The sequence below is a fragment of the Devosia sp. 2618 genome (assembly GCF_040546815.1).
Taxonomy (GTDB): domain Bacteria; phylum Pseudomonadota; class Alphaproteobacteria; order Rhizobiales; family Devosiaceae; genus Devosia.
Window position 1 is genome coordinate 3,494,990 of record NZ_JBEPOO010000001.1, and the last position, 20,306, is coordinate 3,515,295.

The 20,306-nt window shown below is 62.1% G+C and carries 23 protein-coding genes and 1 tRNA gene; 18 read left to right on the forward strand and 6 right to left on the reverse strand.

The features are described 5' to 3' along the window. Positions 1-5 precede the first annotated feature (5 nt). Both ABIE28_RS17300 and ABIE28_RS17305 read left to right on the forward strand, forming a co-directional pair. A complete protein-coding gene (locus tag ABIE28_RS17300) occupies positions 6-383 on the forward strand; it encodes a DUF1801 domain-containing protein (protein WP_354065074.1) in 378 nt (125 codons plus the stop codon). A gap of 22 nt (positions 384-405) precedes the next feature. Continuing rightward, a complete protein-coding gene (locus tag ABIE28_RS17305) occupies positions 406-816 on the forward strand; it encodes an SRPBCC family protein (protein ID WP_354065076.1) in 411 nt (136 codons plus the stop codon). Between the two features lie 160 nt (positions 817-976). On the opposite strand, the gene ABIE28_RS17310 is transcribed toward ABIE28_RS17305, so the two are convergent. Further along, positions 977-1,228 carry a hypothetical protein gene (locus tag ABIE28_RS17310; RefSeq protein ID WP_354065078.1) on the reverse strand — a complete coding sequence of 84 codons (252 nt, stop codon included), beginning with the start codon at positions 1,226-1,228 and terminating at the stop codon, positions 977-979. Between the two features lie 110 nt (positions 1,229-1,338). Between ABIE28_RS17310 and ABIE28_RS17315 the strand changes: the two genes are divergently transcribed. Together ABIE28_RS17315 and ABIE28_RS17320 are read left to right on the forward strand one after the other, a co-directional pair. Then, complete coding sequence (locus tag ABIE28_RS17315; RefSeq protein WP_354065080.1) at positions 1,339-2,451, forward strand: NAD(P)-binding domain-containing protein; 1,113 nt, start codon at positions 1,339-1,341, stop codon at positions 2,449-2,451. A 161-nt stretch (positions 2,452-2,612) separates the two neighbouring features. Next, positions 2,613-3,542: an aldo/keto reductase gene (locus ABIE28_RS17320; protein WP_354065082.1), complete on the forward strand. Its 930-nt coding sequence runs from the start codon at positions 2,613-2,615 to the stop codon at positions 3,540-3,542. Between the two features lie 37 nt (positions 3,543-3,579). On the opposite strand, the gene ABIE28_RS17325 is transcribed toward ABIE28_RS17320, so the two are convergent. Continuing rightward, on the reverse strand, positions 3,580-3,942 hold the full coding sequence (locus ABIE28_RS17325; RefSeq protein ID WP_354065084.1) for a DUF2200 domain-containing protein: 363 nt from the start codon (positions 3,940-3,942) through the stop codon (positions 3,580-3,582). Further along, a complete protein-coding gene (locus ABIE28_RS17330) occupies positions 3,942-4,625 on the reverse strand; it encodes a glutathione S-transferase family protein (protein ID WP_354065086.1) in 684 nt (227 codons plus the stop codon). Before ABIE28_RS17330 ends, ABIE28_RS17325 begins: the two co-directional genes overlap by 1 nt. A 176-nt stretch (positions 4,626-4,801) precedes the next feature. On the opposite strand from ABIE28_RS17330, the gene ABIE28_RS17335 reads away from it, so the two are divergent. Beyond that, complete coding sequence (locus tag ABIE28_RS17335; RefSeq protein WP_354065088.1) at positions 4,802-5,707, forward strand: lytic transglycosylase domain-containing protein; 906 nt, start codon at positions 4,802-4,804, stop codon at positions 5,705-5,707. A 166-nt stretch (positions 5,708-5,873) separates the two neighbouring features. Then, positions 5,874-6,611 carry a PDZ domain-containing protein gene (locus tag ABIE28_RS17340; protein WP_354065090.1) on the forward strand — a complete coding sequence of 246 codons (738 nt, stop codon included), beginning with the start codon at positions 5,874-5,876 and terminating at the stop codon, positions 6,609-6,611. A gap of 93 nt (positions 6,612-6,704) precedes the next feature. Here the strand turns inward: ABIE28_RS17340 and ABIE28_RS17345 are convergent. Further along, positions 6,705-6,779: transfer RNA gene (locus ABIE28_RS17345), tRNA-Gly, on the reverse strand. Positions 6,780-6,981: 202 nt separating this feature from the next. Here ABIE28_RS17345 and ABIE28_RS17350 point away from each other — a divergent pair. Genes ABIE28_RS17350 through ABIE28_RS17365 form a run of 4 tightly spaced genes read left to right on the forward strand, consistent with a single transcriptional unit; the run spans position 6,982 to position 10,739 of the window. Next, complete coding sequence (locus ABIE28_RS17350) at positions 6,982-7,932, forward strand: tetratricopeptide repeat protein (RefSeq protein ID WP_354065092.1); 951 nt, start codon at positions 6,982-6,984, stop codon at positions 7,930-7,932. A 10-nt stretch (positions 7,933-7,942) separates the two neighbouring features. Next, a complete protein-coding gene (locus tag ABIE28_RS17355; protein ID WP_354065094.1) occupies positions 7,943-8,611 on the forward strand; it encodes an LON peptidase substrate-binding domain-containing protein in 669 nt (222 codons plus the stop codon). Positions 8,612-8,613: 2 nt separating this feature from the next. Beyond that, positions 8,614-8,865: a Trm112 family protein gene (locus ABIE28_RS17360; RefSeq protein ID WP_354065096.1), complete on the forward strand. Its 252-nt coding sequence runs from the start codon at positions 8,614-8,616 to the stop codon at positions 8,863-8,865. After that, entirely contained in the window at positions 8,862-10,739 is a 1,878-nt protein-coding gene (locus ABIE28_RS17365) for an ABC transporter ATP-binding protein (RefSeq protein ID WP_354065098.1), read from the forward strand. Before ABIE28_RS17360 ends, ABIE28_RS17365 begins: the two co-directional genes overlap by 4 nt. 91 nt (positions 10,740-10,830) lie before the next feature. Here the strand turns inward: ABIE28_RS17365 and ABIE28_RS17370 are convergent, their stop codons facing one another. Further along, a complete protein-coding gene (locus tag ABIE28_RS17370; RefSeq protein ID WP_354065100.1) occupies positions 10,831-11,820 on the reverse strand; it encodes an MDR family oxidoreductase in 990 nt (329 codons plus the stop codon). Between the two features lie 122 nt (positions 11,821-11,942). Between ABIE28_RS17370 and ABIE28_RS17375 the strand changes: the two genes are divergently transcribed. From ABIE28_RS17375 to ABIE28_RS17390, 4 genes are all read left to right on the forward strand, one after another. Then, positions 11,943-12,257 (forward strand): ArsR/SmtB family transcription factor, encoded by a 315-nt coding sequence (locus tag ABIE28_RS17375; protein WP_354065102.1) that lies wholly within the window; start codon positions 11,943-11,945, stop codon positions 12,255-12,257. A 140-nt stretch (positions 12,258-12,397) separates the two neighbouring features. Beyond that, entirely contained in the window at positions 12,398-12,529 is a 132-nt protein-coding gene (locus tag ABIE28_RS17380; protein WP_354065104.1) for a hypothetical protein, read from the forward strand. Further along, entirely contained in the window at positions 12,526-13,410 is an 885-nt protein-coding gene (locus tag ABIE28_RS17385) for a cation diffusion facilitator family transporter (RefSeq protein WP_354065105.1), read from the forward strand. The genes ABIE28_RS17380 and ABIE28_RS17385 overlap by 4 nt, the downstream gene beginning before the upstream one ends. 97 nt (positions 13,411-13,507) lie before the next feature. Next, on the forward strand, positions 13,508-13,909 hold the full coding sequence (locus ABIE28_RS17390; protein ID WP_354065107.1) for an SH3 domain-containing protein: 402 nt from the start codon (positions 13,508-13,510) through the stop codon (positions 13,907-13,909). 250 nt (positions 13,910-14,159) lie between these two features. Here the strand turns inward: ABIE28_RS17390 and ABIE28_RS17395 are convergent, their stop codons facing one another. After that, the gene (locus tag ABIE28_RS17395) at positions 14,160-14,495 is read right to left on the reverse strand and encodes a hypothetical protein (RefSeq protein ID WP_354065109.1); all 336 of its coding nucleotides are present in this window, start codon (positions 14,493-14,495) and stop codon (positions 14,160-14,162) included. Positions 14,496-14,643: 148 nt separating this feature from the next. Between ABIE28_RS17395 and cls the strand changes: the two genes are divergently transcribed. The 4 genes from cls (at position 14,644) to ABIE28_RS17415 (ending at position 20,223) form a co-directional block, all read left to right on the forward strand. Continuing rightward, positions 14,644-16,068 carry a cardiolipin synthase gene (gene cls, locus ABIE28_RS17400; RefSeq protein WP_354065111.1) on the forward strand — a complete coding sequence of 475 codons (1,425 nt, stop codon included), beginning with the start codon at positions 14,644-14,646 and terminating at the stop codon, positions 16,066-16,068. Positions 16,069-16,213: 145 nt separating this feature from the next. Then, positions 16,214-17,212 carry a phosphogluconate dehydrogenase (NAD(+)-dependent, decarboxylating) gene (gene gnd, locus ABIE28_RS17405; protein WP_354065113.1) on the forward strand — a complete coding sequence of 333 codons (999 nt, stop codon included), beginning with the start codon at positions 16,214-16,216 and terminating at the stop codon, positions 17,210-17,212. Next, positions 17,209-17,892 carry an ROK family protein gene (locus tag ABIE28_RS17410; protein ID WP_354065115.1) on the forward strand — a complete coding sequence of 228 codons (684 nt, stop codon included), beginning with the start codon at positions 17,209-17,211 and terminating at the stop codon, positions 17,890-17,892. The genes gnd and ABIE28_RS17410 overlap by 4 nt, the downstream gene beginning before the upstream one ends. Positions 17,893-17,922: 30 nt before the next feature. Then, positions 17,923-20,223, forward strand: coding sequence for a glycoside hydrolase family 15 protein (locus ABIE28_RS17415; RefSeq protein WP_354065117.1), 2,301 nt, complete (start codon positions 17,923-17,925; stop codon positions 20,221-20,223). The last annotated feature ends 83 nt before the right edge of the window (positions 20,224-20,306 follow it).

A 20,306-nucleotide genomic window follows, 5' to 3' on the forward strand; every position in this document is an offset into this window, starting at 1 on the left:
TTGAGATGAGCAAGGACGCAGACCTTTCGGCATCGGACAATATCGATGCGCGGATCGAAACGCTGGGTGGCTGGCGCGGCGACATGCTGGCGCAGGTGCGACGGCTGATCCGTGAGGCCGATCCCGACGTGGTCGAGGAATGGAAATGGTCCAACCCCGTCTGGTCGCATGGCGGCATTATCTGCACCGGCGAAGCCTATAAGGCGGCGGTCAAGACGACGTTCCCCAAGGGCGCAACGTTGGCCGATCCGAGCGGGCTGTTCAATTCGAGCCTTGAGGGCAATACGCGCCGCGCCATCGACTTTCGCGAAGGCGACGTGATCGACGAGGACGCGTTCAAGACCCTGATCCGCGCCGCCGTGGCGCTCAATCTATCCGCCTGACTTTGTCTGCGAGGACCGCATCATGAGCAATTCTGTGCCCGCCATCCGTTCGGTGATTGTTGAACGCGAGATCGCCCATCCGCCCGAAAAAATCTGGCGCGCGCTGACGCAGCCGCATCTGATCGCCGAATGGCTGATGCAGACCGACTTTGCGCCGGTGGCGGGGCAGAAATTCCGTTTCAACGCCGATTGGGGTGGGGTGGATTGCCAGGTGCAGGTGGTCGAGCCAAACAAGACGCTGGCCTATAGCTGGGCCGCGTTTGGGCTGGAAAGCGTCGTCACCTGGACGCTGACGGCCACTGGCTCCGGCACCCATCTGCGCATGGAGCAGGAAGGCTTCCGGCCCGATCAGGAAGAAGCGTTCAAGGGCGCCAGCTATGCCTGGCCTGCTTACTTTACCGCCATGGAGAAGGTGGTGGCGGGGCTCGACTGAGCGCTTGATGCGCGGACGCTGCTCAAATCGACGTTGATGCGGTATCTACCGCGCTGTGCTCGGACTTGATCCGAGGACCATTCATCACTTGTGCCGGAAGGTGGGAGACCCTCGGATCAAGTCCGAGGGCAGCGCCGTGGATGTCGAGGGCGCGGTGCCCTCAGTCCTTCAGATCATCTTCGACGTCAGTCTGGGGGCGGTCGCCGCCATTGGCTTGTTCTTCGTGCCAGGCGCCGGTGCTGTCCTGGTATTGGATGGCTTCGTCGCGGCCGCCGACCTGCTGGCGGCGGGCTGCTGCGGCGGCGGCGTCATGGGCCGCCTGATGGGTGGGGAAGGTTTCGGAAAAGACGGCGCCGACCTTGTAGGCGTAGCCGCCATCATGTTCGACGATGTCATAGGTCACGTGTGCCATAGCGTTGGGCTCCTTGCGCCAGACAGAACACGCAAGACCTCCAGAAGTTGCCTCGCTTGCCCCGCCGATGGTGCGAGCTTACATGGATTGGCAGGTAGCTGGGGGCGAAAGTGCCGGATCAGGATCAAGGCGCACGCGTGGCGCTCAAGCTCGACATTGTGGTCATCGGCGCGGGTCAGGCTGGGCTGAGTTCGGCTTATCATCTCAAACAACTCGGCCTCGTGCCGGGCAAAGACTTTCTGGTGCTGGACCGGGCGCCGCAGCCGGGCGGGGCCTGGCAGTATCGCTGGCCATCGCTGACGCTATCGACGGTCAATCGCGTGCACGACCTGCCGGGGATGAGCTTTGCCGAGAGCGCCGGGGGCGATGACAGCGTCAAGGCATCGGTGGCGGTGCCGCATTATTTTGCCGCCTATGAGGAGCATTTCGGACTGCAGGTGCTTCGACCGACGACGGTCAACGTCGTGTGTGACCGAGGCGAGCGGCTGCGTATTGAAAGCGATCGCGGGCTGTTTTCGGCGCGCGGGGTGATCAACGCGACCGGCACCTGGGAAAAGCCGTTCATTCCGGACTATCCGGGGCGCGAGCGTTTTTTGGGGCGGCAGCTGCATACCCATGATTTTCACCGGGCCGAGGATTTTGCCGGCCAGCATGTGCTGGTGGTGGGTGGCGGCATTTCGGCGATCCAGCTGCTGGACCAGATTTCGCAAGTGACGCGCACCAGCTGGGTGACGCGGACCGTGCCGCACTTTCGCGAAGGGCCGTTCGATCAGGAGGCGGGGCGCGCGGCAGTCAAGCTGGTGGAAGAGCGGGTGCGGGCAGGACTGCCGCCCAATTCGGTCGTGTCGGTGACGGGCCTGCCGATGACGCCAGCCATCGAGGCGATGCGGCAGCGCGGCGTGCTGGAGCGGCAGGACATGTTCAGCGAAATCACCCCGACCGGGGTGCGCTGGGCCGATGGGCGGGTGCTCGATGTGGATGTGATCCTGTGGTGCACCGGGTTTCGCAGCGCGCTTGACCATCTGGCGCCGCTGCAACTGCGCGAGGAAAGCGGCGGCATTACCATGACGGGGCGGCTGGCCACGCAGGTGGCGCGCGATCCGCGGGTGCATCTGGTGGGCTATGGGCCATCGGCCTCGACGGTTGGGGCGAACCGGGCGGGGGCTGCGGCAGCGAGGGAACTGGTGGGGTATTTGGGGCTGGGTGAGAGCTCGCAAGGGTAGAAAGAATACCCCCACCTCGCCTCCCCCTGAAAAGGGGGAGGGATCAGATCGAGTTTGGGGCGGCATGGCGTAAAATTCGCCGGGCAGGTTCCTCCCCCTATCAGGGGGAGGCTAGGTGGGGGTATCCTCTTGTCAGAGGATTCGCCGGAGGATTGCCAAGCATGAAGACCTATCAGTTGCCCCATACCGATCGCCGTGTTTCGAGCGTGGTGCTCGGGCTGATGCGCATTGCCAAGATGAGCGATGGCGAAATCCAGGCGCTGTTCGGCGCGGCGCGCGATGCCGGTGTCGACGTGTTCGACCATGCCGATATTTATGGTGGCGAGCGCCATCTCTGCGAAAAGCGCTTTGGGGAGGCGATCAAGCTCGATGCGGCGCAGCGCGAGCAGATCGTCATTCAGTCCAAGGTCGGTATTCGCAAAGGCTATTTCGACTTTTCCAAGGAGCATATCCTGGCGACGGTCGATGAATCGCTGGCCGCGCTCAAGACCGATTATCTCGATCTGCTGCTGCTGCACCGCCCCGATACGCTGGTGGAGCCCGAGGAAGTGGCCGAGGCGTTCGACCAGCTGCATGCGGCCGGCAAGGTGCGCAATTTCGGCGTATCCAACCATACGCCGGGGCAGATCGAGCTGCTGAAATCAGCGCTCAACCAGCCGCTGGTGGCCAATCAGGTGCAGCTCAGCATTACCCATTCGCCGCTGTTTGCGCAGGGCGTGGCGGCCAATATGGCGGGGCTGGAACAGTCGGTGTCGCGCGATAACGGGCTGCTCGATTATTCGCGGCTCAACAATATGCGGCTGCAGGCGTGGTCGCCGTTCCAGAAGGTGTTTTTTGACGGGGTGTTTCTGGGCGACCGCGAAAATTTCGCCGACCTCAACGACGCCATCGACGAAATGGCCGCCAAATATGGCGTGACGCCGACCGGCATTGCCGTGGCGTGGATCACCCGCCATCCCGCCGACATTCAGGTGGTGCTGGGCACGACCAATCCCGGTCGCGTCAAGGACGCCGCTGCCGGTTCGAGCGTGCCCCTGACGCGCGAGGAATGGTATCGGCTGTTCCGCACTGGCGGGCACACGCTGCCATAAGTCATGAAAAGGCCGGGCTTTGTGTCCGGCCTTTTTCTTAGCTGCGCAGGATTTTGCTCATGGCTTTGCCCTTGGCCAGCTCATCGACCATTTTGTCGAGGTAGCGAATTTCGCGCATGGTCGAAGGTTCAATCTCTTCGACGCGGACGCCGCAAATACTGCCAGTGATCAGCGACCGTGCCGCGTTCATCTGCGGGGCCTGGGTAAAGAAATCCTCGAAATTGGTCTTTTGCGCCAGTTCGGCATCAAGCGATTGCTGAGTGTGGCCGGTGAGCCAGCAGATGATCTGGTCGACCTCGGCCTTGGTGCGACCCTTCTTTTCGGCCTTGGCCAGATAGTGCGGATAAACGCTGGCGACGCTGACGGCATAGATCCGGTGTTTTGTCGGGGCGTCCTGCATCAATCCTCTCCCAGGAAGCGCTTGGGCATAGCTTCGACATAGGGGAAGAACTGGAAATAGGGCCGCGCCTCGACCAGGACGCGCGCCACCGATGGGCGCTGCAGCAGGCGTTCGAAATAGGCGGCGAGGTTGGTCTGATCCTTGGCGAAGGGGTGGACGATCCCGGCAAAGAACAGGCCCGGCAGGGCAGAGCAATCGGCCATGGTGAACTGGTCGCCGACTGCCCATTGGTGCCCCACCAGCTGCCTTTCGAGCATGGCATAGGCAGTATCGAGACTTGCTCGCGCTTCGGCGACGCCATGCGGGTCATTGGCGCCTTCTGGCCGGATGCGGTCGACGACGATCTTTTGCATCGGCACACTAACATAGAGGTCAAAAAAGCGATCCCAGAGGCGGACGTCGAGCAAGTGGTCAGGATCGGTCGGGAGCAGCGGCACGGGGCCGGAATAGTGCTGCTGCAGGTATTCGATGATGATGCTGGTTTCGGGCACGATGCGGTCGGTGCGGGCATCGTGCAGCACCGGGATCTTGCCGACCGGCCAGCGCTCGATATGGGCGGAGGCGGAGCCGGGATCGCCAAAATCGACGATCTTCGCCTCAAACGGGGTCTGGTTCTCATAGAGCCCGATCAGGACCTTGTGGCAGAACGAAGCGAGCGGATGGAGATAAAGGGTCAGCGACATGGCGGCCTCACAGGTCGTCCTAGAAAATCGAAATCGTGAAGTGTCTGCAACAGACAAGTGGGCGCCGCGTCCAAAGTTGATTTGGGCAGCGGTTGTGACGCTGGTCCGCCTCGGGCAGAGTGGTGGACGGGTGCCCAGAACACTCGAAGTCCTTTGTCCAATGATCAGGGTGGCAAGTGCGGAAAATACTGCTGCTGATCTGGCTGGCGCTGCTGTTGCCCTTTATGGGGCCACAGACGGTCTTGGCGCAGGCGCCGGAGGGGACGACCTGTTTTGCGTTGGGAGCGGACGATATCTGTATTGCAGAGGACAGCTATCGGGCCGATGTCTGCACCGCGATTGCTGCCTATGCGCGGCATTGGCAATTGCCCGAAGGGTTTTTGGCCCGGCTGATCTGGCAGGAAAGCCGGTTTGATCCCTATGCGCTGAGCCCTGCCGGGGCGCAGGGCATTGCGCAATTCATGCCCTCCACCGCGCGCATCCGTAGCCTGTCCGATCCGTTCGACCCGGCAGAGGCGCTGGCGCGCTCGGCGGAATATCTGCGGTTTCTGGAACTCAAATTTGGCAATCTGGGACTGGCGGCGGCGGCCTATAACGGTGGCGAGGGGCGGATCGGGCGCTATGTGAGCAATGGTGGCGGATCACTGCCGGGCGAGACGCGCAATTTCGTGATGATCATTACCGGGCATCCGGTGAGCCTGTGGTTAAGCAGCCCGCCCGAAGAGGTGGATTACGCGCTGGCCGAGGAGGTGGATTTTCAGGCGGCGTGCCTCGACATGGCGCGCTCGGTGCGCACGCCAGACCTCACCACGAGCCCCGCCGAATGGCAGCCCTGGGGGGTGCTATTGGCGCAGAATGCCTCGGCCCAGCTGGCCAAGTCGCGCTTTGAGGCTTCGCAGGCTAAGTTCAGCGCCGTCATCGGGGCCGAACAGCTAATGCTGATCAGCGCCCGCAACCCGTCCTTTGGCAATAGCATGCGGTTCTCAGCCATGATCGGCCGCCAGACCCGGCAGGACGCCAATGCGCTGTGCCAACAATTGTTGGTGGCGGGCGGCAACTGCATCGTGCAGAAAAACCAGTAGCGGCGGCAGGTTAAATCGCCGCGCGCTTTGGGGCTCATTACTACGCAAATAGGAATAAAAACTTTTCGCTGGACGGCGGAAGGGCGATGCGACAGCGCTAGTGCGTCAGATTGTCTGACTCAAACATGGATATGTGCATGCGCAAGTTTGCGAAATCTCTGGTCTTTTGGCCGCTGCTACCCATCTGGCGGCGACCCCGCTGATGTATTCGACGCCATCCTATGCCCTGACGGGCGATGTGGCTTTGCCCAGCCCCTATGTGTCGCGCGCCTTTGACGCGGTGCTGCTGCCAATCGACAGCAATGTCATCGCAGCGTTCGACCTTGATGCATCTTCGACCGGCGTGCTGGTGCTGGCCACCGAGCCTGGCGGCGTGGCTGACTCGCAGGGCGTCGAGCCCGGCGACGTGATCAGCTCGGTCCGTGGTCACAAGATCAGCGATCCGATCGAACTCGATGAGGTGGTCTATTATTGGATCGTTAAAGGCAGCACCGATTTCAACTTCGACTTCTATCGCGCCGGCACGCTGCAAAGCGCTTATGCGGTGATCACCCTCGCGCTCTATGAAACCGTGATCGACATTGCCAGCGTCGCCAGCTGGCAGTCGTGGTCGGTGTCGACCAGCTTCAGCTATGCCGAATTCTACGAGGAATATTCGGTCGAGCTGACCGAGAGCTATGAAAGCTCGGAGACCATCATCGAAGAAACCATCACCTCCGAAGAATTTTCCGAGGAAGTGAGCGAGGAATCGACCGAGGACGAAATCACCGACGACCAGACCGACGAAGATGAAGCCGACGACGCGTCAGACGATGCCGATGACGACAGCAGCGATGACAGTGACGATGGCGACGACGATTCGGGCGATGAGGGTGATGACGGCGCGGAAGACGAAGAAGAATAGTCCGACAGCCTGCGTCTAAAACAACCAAGGCCTAGAACGACGAAAGGCCGGACTTGCGTCCGGCCTTTTGATCGTTTCTTCCCGAAGAAAGATTGGAGCGGGCGATGGGATTCGAACCCACGACCCTAACCTTGGCAAGGTTATGCTCTACCCCTGAGCTACACCCGCGCTCCGTTGCCTCCGACCACACTTGATGTCCGGCGACGACGCGCTATATGCCCAATCACTTGCCCGATTGCAACCCACATTTTGGCCCTATCGTCATCTTGTCGTCTTCTTGTGGATTGAGGGGCTTGTCACATCACCGTTCGCGGGCGCAAGAAGGTCCCCGAATTTCCCTGTTTGCCTAGCCTCGAGGGCTCGTTTGCTCATGTCCACTCCGTTCAACGGCGTTGCCGCTTCTCCCCAGCCTTCAGTGCCTGCCGGTGCCCTGATCAAGGATTCGACCGACGCTGCGTTCAAGACAGATGTGATCGATGCATCGCTCGAAGCGCCGATTCTGGTCGATTTCTGGGCGCCCTGGTGCGGTCCGTGCCGTCAATTGACCCCAGCGCTCGAAAAAGTGGTCAACGAGAAGGCCGGCGCGATTCGGCTGATCAAGATCAATATCGACGAAAACCCCCAGATCGCCGGCCAGCTCGGCATTCAGTCGATTCCCGCCGTCTTTGCCTTTTCGGGCGGTCGGCCGGTGGATGGCTTCATGGGCGCGATGCCTGAGGGTGAGGTGCGACGTTTTGCCGACAAGGTGATTGCCGGCGCACCAGCGCAGGAGCCCGAAGCCGGTTCGATGGAAGCCCAGATCGCCGAAGCGCTGGCTGCCGCCAATCAGGCGCTGGCGGCCGGCGATCTTGGTCGTGCGGCGCAGATTTTTGGCATGGTGCTGCAGCATCAGCCCGAGGATGCGGATGCCCTGATCGGTCTGACGCAGGTTTATCTGGCGGCTGGGGAAACCGAGCAGGCCAAGACCACGCTCGACATGGTGCCGGAAGAGGGGCGCAAGGGCGAGGCTTACACCGCGCTGGTCAATTCGATTCGCCTGCTCGAAGAAGCGGCCAATCTGAGTGAAACCGGAGCGCTGGAGGCGGCCGTTGCGGCCAACCCCGACGATCATCAGGCCCGCTATGACCTGGCTCTGGCCTTCAATGCCGAAGGCAAGCGGGTGGAAGCGGCCGAATCGCTGGTAGCGATCTTTAAGCGCGACCGCACCTGGAACGAAGACGGCGCGCGCAAGAAGCTGCTCGAATTCTTTGACGCCTGGGGCCCCAAGGACCCAGCGACTGCCAAGGGCCGACGCATGCTGTCGGCGGCTCTGTTCTCTTAAAGGAGCGCTCATGCTCAAGCGACCTGCCTCACCGGCCGATCTGCCAAAGTCCGTGCCGATCTTTCCGCTCTCGGGGGCCTTGCTGCTGCCGTTCTCGCATCGCCCGCTCAATATTTTTGAGCCGCGCTATATCGAGATGGTGGACGCGGCCCTGCGTGGCGACCGGCTGATCGGGCTGATCCAGCCCGAGGATACCGAAGAGGAAAGCCCCAAGGGGCGGAGCCCCTTGCAGGGGATAGGGTGCCTGGGCCGCTTGACGCATTTCGAGGAGAGTGGCGAGGGTCGTTACTTCATTATTCTTGAAGGCGTGACGCGGTTTCGGCTGGCGCATGAGCTGACGGTGATGACGCCCTATCGGCAGGGCGTGATTGCGGCCGAGGATTTCGTCACCGATTTCAGCCGCGACTATGGCGAGGAAGCCGTCGACCGTGAGCGGTTCGTCAAGATGATGCGCGACTATGCCGAGTTTGCCAACATTGAGCTGAACTGGGACGAAATCGAGCGAACCGGCACGGCCGATCTGGTCAATTTCTGCTGCATGGTGGGGCCCTATGGTCCGGCCGAAAAGCAGGTCTTGCTGGAAGCGCAGACGCTGGAGCAGCGTGCCGAAACGCTGATCGCCATGACCGAATATGAAATCGCCCGCGGTGGCAGCGGGGGCGCGTCGCCGCTGAACTGATGATGAGTGAAACGCCCGCCCCCAATCCGCGCCATGTATTCGACGTCAAGACGCTCGAAATGCTGGTGTGTCCGCTGACCAAGACGCGGCTGATGCTGTCTGCGGACAAATCGGAGCTGATTTCGGTGGCGGCGCGGCTGGCCTTTCCGATTCTCAAGGGCGTGCCGCTGCTCAGCCTTGACGATGCGCGCAATGTGGAGCCCGAGGCGCTGCGCAAATTGCCCGAGCTCAAGGACGAAGGGCATAGCGGTTGACCGACCTTCCGGGCCGCCGCCCACCACCGACACCCGATAAAGCCCCGACCTTTCGCGAGCGGCTGGACAACCTGCGCCATCTCGGTCGGCTGGTGGCGCAAATCTGGCGGACCAGCCGGCCCCTGACGGCAGCCAGCATTGGATTGCGGCTGATTGCGTCGCTGCAGCCGATTGCAGTGCTTTATGCCGCCAAGCTGATCGTTGACGAAGTGGTGCGGCTGACCGCGATTGTGCCGCCCGGCCCCGGCTTTGCCGATTGGTGGAGCAGCGGCGAGCTGACCCATGTGTTCATGCTGCTGGGGCTCGAGCTGGCGCTGGTGCTGGTCAATGACCTGATTTCGCGCGCGACGGGGCTGGTCGATTCGATCCTGTCAGAACTCCATTCCAATACGGTCAGCGTCGAGCTGATGACCCATGCGGCCAAGCTGGACCTGATGCATTTCGAGTCGGCGGAATATCAGGACAGGCTGGAGCGGGCGCGGCGACAGGCGGCGGGGCGCAATCAGTTGCTGAGCCAGATGTTTGGCCAGGCGCAGGACATCATCACCGTGCTGACGCTGGCGGCAGGCCTGTTTGCCTATGCGCCGTGGCTGATCCTGTTGCTGCCGCTGAGCTTTGTGCCGGCGATCTGGGGCGAGACACGGTTCAATACGCTGGCCTATTTCATGACGCGCTGGCGGACGCCAGAACGGCGCGAGCTCGAATATATCCGCTATATCGGGGCGAGCCCCGAAACGGCCAAGGAACTCAAGCTGTTCGGGCTGGGCGATTTTCTGATCGCGCGCTTCAAGCGGCTGGCGCATACGATTTATCTCGAAAACCGGGCGCTTTCGACGCAACGCGCGGCCTGGGGCGCGCTGTTTTCGGCGATTTCGACCCAGACCTATTATGGCGCCTATGGCTTTATCGTGTGGCGGACCATTACCGGCGATTTCACCATTGGCGATCTGGCGTTTTTGTCGGGATCGTTCCTGCGGCTCAACGGGCTGTTCCAGAAGATCCTGCTCGGCTTTACCCAGATTGCCGGGCAATCGCTTTATCTCGACGACCTGTTCTCGTTTTTCGAGATCGAGCCGACCATCCTGTCGCCGGCCAATGCCAAGCCGTTTCCGCATCCGATCCAGCAGGGGATCGTGTTCGACAATGTCGGGTTCCGCTATCCCGATACCGAAGGCTGGGCGATCCGGCATCTGAGCTTTACGCTCAAGGCGGGCGAAACGCTGGCGCTGGTGGGCGAGAACGGCGCGGGCAAGACGACCATCGTCAAGCTGCTGACCCGGCTCTACGACCCCAATGAGGGGCGAATTACCGTCGATGGCATTGATCTCAAAGACCTCAACGTTGCGGACATCCACGCCCATATCGGCGTGATTTTTCAGGATTTCATCCGCTATAGCCTGAGCGCGCGGGAGAATATCGGGGTCGGCCGGATCGACGATCAGGACGATATGGACCGCATTGCCGACGCGGCGGAGCGCAGTCTGGCCGATGCGGTGATCGAAAAGCTGCCGCAGGGCTACGACCAGCAGTTGGGGCGGCTGTTCAAGACCGGGCGCGATCTATCTGGCGGCGAGTGGCAGAAGGTGGCGATTGCGCGGGCCTATATGCGCGATGCCGATCTGATCATTCTGGATGAGCCGACGGCAGCGCTCGACGCCAAGGCGGAGTCCGAGGTGTTTTCGCGGTTCAAGAGCCTGGCGTCAGGCAAGACGGCGGTGATTATCTCGCACCGGTTCTCGACGGTGCGCATGGCGGACCGGATATTGGTGCTGGAGAATGGGGCCATCCTTGAGGCGGGGACGCATGAGGAATTGCTGGGTCTGCGGGGGCGGTATGCGGAGCTGTTTGAATTGCAGGCGGCTGGGTATCGGTAGGGTATCGCAAGTGTAGGAATAGAAGAAGAATAGGATACCCCCTCCTAGCCTCCCCCTGAAAAGGGGGAGGCTAGGAGGGGGTACTCTTTGCCTAACTCGGCCGTACAATGATCCTGCCGTTGACCTCGCCCGCCAAAATGTGCTGCGCCGCGTCCGGCAGTTGTTCAAGCCCAATTTCCTCCACCAACCCGCCATAGGCGGCGATGTCGAAGGTTTCGGCAATCCTCTGCCAGGCCGCCAGACGCTGTTCTGTCGGGCGCATGACGCTGTCGATGCCGATGAGGGTGACGCCGCGCAGGATGAAGGGGATGACGGTGGCGGGCAGGTCGGTGCCGCCGGCCATGCCGATGGTGGCGACGAGGCCGTCATATTTGACCTGCGCCAGCACTTTGGCGAGGAGGCGCCCGCCGACATTGTCGATGGCGGCGGCCCAGCGGGCAGCTTCGAGGGGCTTGTCGGATTGGGCGAGAAATTCGGTTCGGTCGATGATGGTTTTGGCGCCCAGGGCCTTGAGCGCTTCGGCGTGCTGGGGGCGGCCTGACAGGGCGGCGACGTCGTAGCCGAGGCGGGCGAGGAGCGCGACGGCGATGGAGCCGACGCCGCCAGCCGCGCCGGTGACGAGGACTTCGCCATTGGTGGGTTTAAGACCCGCCTGTTCCAAGCGGTCCACGGCGAGCATGGCGGTGAGGCCGGCGGTACCGACGATCATGGCGTCGCGGGTGGAGAGGCCTTTGGGCAGCGGCACGAGCCATTCGGATTTGACGCGGGCGCGTTGCGCATAGCCGCCCCAATGGGTTTCGCCAACGCGCCAGCCGGTCAGCACGACCTTGTCGCCGACGGCGAAACGATCACTGGCGCTCTCGCAAACGGTGCCGGCGAAATCGACGCCTGCGACATGGGGGAAGTTGCGGACGAGGCCACCGCCGCCAGTGAGGCAGAGGCCATCCTTGTAGTTGAGGCCGGCCCAATCGATATCGACGGTGACGTCGCCGTCGGGGAGGCGGGCGTCGTCGATCTGCTGCACCGACGAGGTCAGTGTGCCGTCAGCGGCCTTGTCCGTTACCAGCGCGCGAAAACTCATCGAGGATCCTCCTTGGGCTTTTGGCTCAGTCTGGCATGGGAGAACCCGCGCGGCCAGCCACTGGCGGTTTGGGGCAAAGCGCCTTACCTCTTGGGGCAGCAAGCCCAACGAGTTTTTTGCCCATGACTTCGCCCAGCGACAGCCAGATTGCCGTCATCGCCGAAACCTATCGCCTGCTGGGCGATCCGACGCGGCTGCGCGTGTTGCTGGCTTGCCTGCCGGCGCCGATTGCGGTGGGCGACATTGCCAAGACGGTCAATGCGTCACCATCGCTGGTGAGCCACCATTTGCGGCTGCTGCGCGGGGCGCGGCTGGTGCGGGGAACGCGACAGAACCGGCAGGTGTTCTACCAGACGGCGGACGAGCACATCGCGCATATGCTGACCGACATGATCGAGCACGCCATGGAAGACCATGAGGCCGAGAGCGACGCCTGAACACGGCTCGGCCAAACGAATTGCCTTGATCTAAACATATGAACATGTATTCATATGTTGATATTGATGGAGCATGACGATGGCGACGAGCGGCAGGACGGTGGGCGAAGCTGATCACGGACACGATTCCTCGCACAATCATGATCATGCCGATCACGACCATTCAGGGCATGATCATGCAGCGCCCGGCGGGGCAGAACACGACCATGAAGCCCATGACCACGATCACAGCGGGCACGATCATGCGGGGCACAGCCATGCGCCGGCGGTGAGCGCGAGCAATGAGCGCGTGGTGTTGATCGGCTTTTTGCTGACCTTCACCTTCATGATCGCCGAAGTGATTGCCGGGCTGATGTCGGGCTCGCTGGCGCTGATTGCCGATGCCGGGCATATGCTGACCGATGCTGCGGCGCTGCTGCTCGCTTGGGCGGCGTTCCGCTTCGGACGGCGGCTGTCGGACAGCAAGCGGACCTTTGGCTATATGCGGCTCGAAGTGGTCGCCGGTCTGATCAATGCGGTGACGCTGTTTGTCCTGGTGGGCTGGATCGCCTTTGAGGCGGTGCAGCGGTTCATGACGCCGCATGAAGTGCTGGCCGGGCCGATGTTTGTCGTCGCCGTGCTGGGGCTGGTGGTCAATGTCGTGGTGTTTTTCGTGCTGTCGCGCGCCGACAAGGAGCACGTCAATATTCGCGGCGCCATGGTGCATGTGCTGGGCGATCTGCTGGGGTCGGTGGCGGCCATTACGGCAGCAATCGTGATCTGGTTGACCGGCTGGATGCCGATCGATCCGATCCTGAGCGTGCTGGTTTCGCTCTTGGTGCTGCGCAGCGCCTGGGCCCTGTTCCGCAATTCGCTGCATATTCTGATGGAAGGCACGCCCGGCAATGTGGTGATCGAGGATTTGAGCAAGGCGCTCGAAGCCAAGGTACCGGGGCTCAAGGCCGTGCGGCACGTGCATGTGTGGTCGATCACCTCGGGCAAGCCGGTGGCGACGCTCGAGATCGGGCTGACATCGGGCGCGGATGCCGCGACGGTGACGCGGGCGGTGAAGGCTGCGCTACTGGCGGACTATGGCATCACGCACTCCACCATCGAGGTGGTGTGGAACGAGGCCGGTGACAATTGTGCGCTGGCGGTGGATGCTATCCCCTGACGCCAAAGCTGACTGCGCCGTTCAGACCGGGTTCAGCGCCAATGCAGCATTGTCGTGACATAGCAAATCGCTTCTCACATCAATCTGGAGCTACACCATGTCTCGCGCACTCAGCATCGCCGCCGTCGTTGCCACCGCCTTGAGCGTGGCTTTGGTCAGTCTTCCCGCTCAGGCCGAACTCTATGAGCCAAGCAAATTCCCATCCTTTGCCAAGCCCGTTGCTCAGGTCTATCTGCGCAATGGCCCCGGCTCCAACTATGCCGTGGACGCGCTGATGCCACGCGGCGAGCTGTTGTTTGTCGACACCTGCCAGGGCGAATGGTGCCACGTGAAGCGCGACAACGGTAGCGTCGGCTGGACCACGATCCACTATCTGGTTACGGTGCCGACCCCGGCTGACCGCAATGCCGATGGCTCCAAAAAGCTCGGTGGTCGCGTGCTCGACCACATTGGCGGGCCGGTGATCTCGGCACCAGTGCTGCGGCCGCTGCCACGTTAGCTTTTAAGGGCTCGGGAACCGGGCGCCACAATCCGCGTTAATATGTCAGCAGGTTTGCCCCTGCGACCTCCAGAACTCCCATGGATGACCCCGGCTCATGCACAATAGCCGGGGTCGCTCCGTTTCTGGCCTCATACCTTGCTACAGTTGAAGCCATTGGAGGCGATCACAAAGAAAAGGCCCGCGGATGCGGACCTTGCTCACAGCGTGAGTTTTGACGTGACGCCGCCCGAGGCGGTGTCCGATCAGCTTACCAGCGGCGATGGCTATCGTTACTGGAGGCAAAGACCAGGCCGAGGGCAAAACCGGCCAGCGCAACGGCGGTGATTACGGTCGCTGTGATGGTTGGGTTTTCCTTGGCGGTTTCAACCACCGCGGCGACCTCGCTCTTGGCATGGTCGGCCGCATCGGCTGCCTGGCGCTTGACGGCCTTGACCGCTTTGCCAGCGCCGTCCTTGGCGTCTTCCAAAAGATCGATGCCATTGTCGGCGAGCGAATTGGTGATGTGTTTCAGCTCGGCCTGAAGTTCGGTGATCTTCTTTTCGAGGGCATCGGTAATTTCGGACGCGTTATCAGTATCTGCCATTTCGGTCTCCAAGTCGCAGGAAGTCGGTCAACGATGGTTGGCGCTGGAAGTTCCAGATCAATTTTTGGCTACCGTCATTCAATTTGACCAAAGGCGCCCTTCGCATCCCGGTTGTTTTGTGGGATCAAAACCGGAGCGGAGGGCATTTATGCTTGCAACGATCTGGACTGTAGCCACCATCGCCATGCCCCTGATCACGCTGGCGGTCTGTGTCAGGGTGTTGCTGCGACCCCATCGTGACCCGGCGTCGCGCATTGCCTGGCTGGTCGTGGTGGGCGTGTTGCCGGTGATTGGCGTCGTGGCTTATCTGCTGCTGGGTGAAGTGCGCACCGGGCGGGCCCAGCGCCGGTTGCGCCGCGAGGAGCAGACCCTGACGCCCTGGCCAAGCGATGTGGAAGCGCTATTGCCGGACCGGCATCGCAACCTTTTTCGGCTGGGTCAGTCGGTCAACGGCTTCCTGCCGGTGGGCGGCAATTCGGCGCGGCTGTTGGCAGATTCCAATGCGGCGGTGGACGCGATTGTCGCCGATATCGATGCCGCCGAGCGGCAGGTGCATGTCGATTTCTATATCTGGCTGCCCGATACCAATGGGCTCAAGGTTGCGGCGGCTTTGGGCCGGGCGGCCAAGCGTGGCGTGACCTGCCGGGCGCTGGCTGACGATTTGGGATCGCGGGCGCTGGTGCGTTCGGAACATTGGGGGGTGATGAAGGCGGCGGGGGTAGACCTGCACAATGCGCTGCCGATCGGCAATCCGCTGCTGCAGATCTGGACCGGGCGCATCGACGTGCGCAATCACCGCAAGATCGTGGTGATCGACGGCAAGGTGACCTACTGCGGTAGCCAGAATTGCGCCGATCCCGAATTTTTGCCCAAGGCAAAGTTTGGGCCCTGGGTGGATGCGATGGTGCGGTTTGAAGGCCCCATCGTGCGGCAGAACCAGGCGCTGTTTGCGGCCGACTGGGCGCTGACCACCGGGCAGCATCTGGAAGATCTTGAGCCAGCAGAACCCATGGCGGATGGTACGGCCATGCCGGCGATTGCCATCGGTACGGGGCCGACGGTGCGCTATTCCGCGATGTCGGAAATGTTTGAATCGCTGTTTTTCGCCGCGCGGCGCGAGCTGGTGGTGACGACGCCCTATTATGTGCCCGATGAAGGGCTGCAGAGCGCGCTGTGTGCTACAGCCTATCGCGGGGTCGACACGACGCTGATCCTGCCGGAGCGCAATGACTCGTGGATCGTGGCGGCGGCGAGCCACAGCTATTATGCCGACCTGCTGCGGGCCGGGGTCAAAATCCACGAATATGTCGGCGGGTTGCTGCATACCAAGTCGATCACGCTGGACGGCGAGATCACGCTGATCGGTTCGGCGAACCTTGACCGGCGCAGTTTCGAGCTCAATTTCGAGAACAATATCCTGATCTATGATGCCGAGCTGACGGCGACGATCCGGCAGCGGCAGGAGCAGTATCTGGCCCATTCCAAGCCGATTACGGCCGAGGCGGTTGCGGCGTGGCCAATGCAGCGGCGGCTGTGGAACAATGCCATCGCGACGCTGGGCCCGCTGCTGTGACCTGACGGGAGGCGCGAGACAAAACCGCGTCGATTTGCAACCTGTAATGTTGAGGGGCGTTTGAAAACACTGCGCCGCTCAAACGACTTGGGTTATTTGGGCTTTGCAGTCACTATCTGTCCAGAAAACAATTATGGCGAAGCAAATGCAAATAGCGATGATGGGTCTCGGCCGCATGGGCGCCAATATGGTGCGGCGTCTATTGCGTGATGGCCACCAATGCGTCGTGTATGACGTGAACCCCGACAGTGTTGCAGCGCTCGTCGCGGACGGGGCCACTGGCGTCAACAGCGTCGAGGCCATGGTGGCGGCGCTCAGCGGACCTCGCCATATCTGGATCATGCTGCCCACCGCCATTACCGGCAAGGTGGTCGATCAGCTGACGCCGCTGCTGTCGGCAGGCGATGCGATTATCGATGGTGGCAATTCCAACTATCGCGAAGCCATCGACCGCGCGGCGGCGTTGCGGCCGCACAATATCGCCTATGTCGATGTGGGCACCAGTGGCGGCGTCTGGGGACTGGATCGCGGCTATTGCCTGATGATCGGCGGTGACACCGACGTGGTACAGCGGCTCGACCCGGTTTTTGCCTGCCTCGCACCCGGTGGCGACGGCCCGACACCGGCCAATCGAGGCTATCTCCATTGTGGTCCGAGCGGGGCCGGGCACTTCGTCAAGATGATCCACAACGGCATCGAATATGGCATCATGGCCGCCTATGCAGAGGGTCTCAATATTTTGAAAGGTGCCAATGCCGGTACGGAAACCCGCGCCGCGGATGCCGAGACGGCGCCTCTGTCGGAACCACAATATTATCAGTTTGACCTCAACCTGCCCGAGATTGCCGAAGTGTGGCGGCATGGCAGCGTGATCGGGTCGTGGCTGCTGGACCTCACGGCCGATGCGCTCAAGACCGATCCGGACCTTAAGGCGTTCGGTGGGCGGGTGTCGGATTCGGGCGAAGGGCGGTGGACGCTCAAGGCAGCCATCGACACCGGCGTTCCGGCTCCAGTTCTCGCGACGGCGCTGTTTGATCGGTTCAGCTCGCGCGGCGGCTCATTTTTTGCCGACCGGCTGATGTCGGCGATGCGCTATTCGTTTGGCGGGCATATCGAAAAGCCCGCCGAGGACAGCAAGCCATGAGCGACGAGCCTATTGTGCTGGCTGTCGATGTCGGCGGTTCGCATGTCAAAATCCTGACCAGCGCGGGCGGCGTGGCCCGCCGCGCCGTGTCGGGCATGACGATGTCGGCGTCGGCCATGTGTGACACGGTCAAGAAGCTGGCCGAAGGACTGCCCTATGACCGGGTCTCGATTGGCTATCCCGGCCCGGTGACCCATAACCGGCCGCTGGCGGAGCCGCATAATCTGGGCGCCGGCTGGACCGGCTATGACTTCGAGGAAGCTTTTGGCAAGCCGACCAAAGTGGTCAATGACGCGCTGATGCAGGCGCTGGGCAGCTATCACGGCGGGCGCATGCTGTTTTTGGGGCTGGGCACCGGGTTGGGCGCGGCGATGATCGTCGATGGCGTGCCCGAGCCGATGGAGCTGGCGCACCTGCCCTACAAGAAGGGCAAAAGCTTTGAGGACTATGTCGGGGAAGCCAGCCTTGAAAAACGCGGGCTGAAGCGCTGGCGCGAAAGCGTTACCGACGTGGTCAAGCGCCTCTCGGCGGCGCTGGAGCCGGACTATGTGGTGATCGGCGGCGGCAATGTCGAAAAGCTCAAGACGCTGCCCGAACATTGCGAGCGTGGCTCCAATGACAAGGCCTTTGAGGGTGGGTTTCGGCTGTGGCAGCCGGGGCAAAGTTCAGCGCTAAACTGACGCCGGGCAACGCGCCGGCGGAGAGACATCATGGACATCGACAAGCAGCAGCTTCCCCCCGGTGCGCCCGGCCTTTCGCCCACATGGTCATCGAGCGACAAGGACGCGGTGACCACCGCACTGGGCTCAAGCCGGGTGTGGGCGACCATAGGGCACGGCATCGTCAACGAGGTTTATTGGCCCTCGACCGGCACGCCGCAAATCCGCGATCTGGGCTTTATCGTTGTCGGGCCGGACGGCTGGACCGAAATCAAGCGCGCCAACCACTATACGATCTCGACGCCCGACAATGCCGTTCCGCTGCCCAAGGTGGTGCATGAGGGTCTCGGCTATCGGCTCGAGCTTGAGTTCTTGTGCCATCCGCTGCGCGACACGCTGTTGATCCGCTATGACCTGTCGGGCGACGACGTGCGGCTGGTGACGATCCTGGCGCCACACCTTAATGCCGAGGCCAGCAACGATGCGTGGGCCGGGGAAGATCTGGCGGCCAGCAGCGGTTACACAGCGATGTGCCTGCGGGCCGATATGGGCTTTTCGCGCACCAGCGCAGGCTATGTCGGCACTTCCGATGGGTGGCAGGACTTCACCATGAACGGCGCCATGACCTGGGAGTATCCCGAGGCCCGCGATGGCAATGTGGCGCTGACCGGCGAGCTGGCAGCCAATAGCGGGGTGCTGTCGCTCGGTTTTGCGCAGAGCCTTGATGGGGCGCGGACGCTGTCGCGCTCGTCGCTGGCCGATGACTATCTCGAAACGCAGACGCTGTTCATCACCCAATGGCACAAATGGACGACATCGCTGCGCATTCCCTACACGACGCCGCAAATGCTGCGCGAGGCGCAGATGTCGGCGGTGGTGATCAAGGTGCATGAGGATCGCACCTATGCGGGTGCCGTGGTGGCGAGCCTTAGCGTGCCATGGGGCAGCAGCCATGACGATGCGGGCGGCTACCATCTGGTCTGGACGCGCGACACGGTGGAAGCGGCGCTTGCCATGATCGCCGTGGGCAAGCTCGAAGATGCAGGGCGCACGCTCGATTACCTGATCGGCACGCAATCGGCGGATGGCAGCTGGGCGCAGAACTATTTCCCGGACGGGCATGGCTATTGGACCGGCAAACAGCTCGACGAGGTGGCGCTGCCGGTGCTTCTCGCGGCCAAATTGCGGGCAGCGGGGCACCTGACTTTTTCCAAACCCGAAGAGACCATGGTGCGGCAGGCCATCGGCTTTATCGTGCGCAACGGACCGATGAGCGATCAGGACCGGTGGGAAGAAAACGCGGGCGCGAGCCCCTTTACGCTGGCAGTGCTGATCTGCGCGCTGGTGGTGTCGACCGACTATTTCGAGGAAGCCGAACGAGACTATCTGCTGGCTCTGGCCGATAGCTGGAACGAGCGGACCGAAGAATGGACCTATGCGCAGGCGGGGCCGTTTGCAGCCGATGCCGGGATCGACGGCTATTATGTGCGCATGTCGCCGCGACCAGCCGATGGCGGGCTGGCTGGCTCGATCAACCGCCGCAATGTGGCGCATGGGCTGGTGCCGGCCAATGGGCTGATTGGCATGGAGTTTTTGTATCTGGTGCGCATGGGCCTGCGCGATCCACAGGACAAACGCATCACCCAGACGGTCAAGCTGGTCGATACGCTGCTGCGGCGGGAAACGCCAAGTGGACCGTCGTTCTACCGCTATAATGGCGACGGCTATGGCGAGCATGAAAATGGCGCGCCGTTCAACGGTACCGGGGTTGGGCGGCTGTGGCCGCTGCTGACCGGCGAGCGTGGGCATTACGCCGTGTTGGCGGGGGAAGACCCCCTGCAATATCTTGAAGCGATGAACCGGATGGTTGGCTCGGGCGGGCTGATCCCCGAACAGATTTGGGACGTCGAGCCGATCGAGGAACGTGGGCTTTATCCGGGCAAACCCACCGGCAGCGCCATGCCGCTGGTCTGGGCGCATGGCGAGTTCCTAAAACTGCTGGCGGCTTTTGCGACGGGGCGCGCAACCGAGAGCTTTACCGAGATCGAAGAGCGCTATGCCGGCAAGGTGCCCAATGCTGGGTGCTGGAACTGGCGCGAAAGCTCGTCATTCACCACCCTGCCCGTCGACAAGGACGTGCTGGTGGAATTCAGCGAGCCATTCCTGCTGCATCTGGGTGATGGCAACTGGTTCAATATCCGCGATTTCCACTCGGCGCCGACCAGCTTTGGCCTGCACGGGGTGAGGCTCGACAAAGCCCTGATCCGGGAATTCGGCACGGTGCGCTTCACCCCCTATTTCCACGAACGCGGCGAATGGCGCGGCAAGGACTTTGCGGTGAGCGTAACATAGACGGGGCGGGCACAAGCCCGCCGTAACCATAAACTTGACAATCAGCGTCATCAAATCTAGTCCACCGCGGGCGACATGGAGGT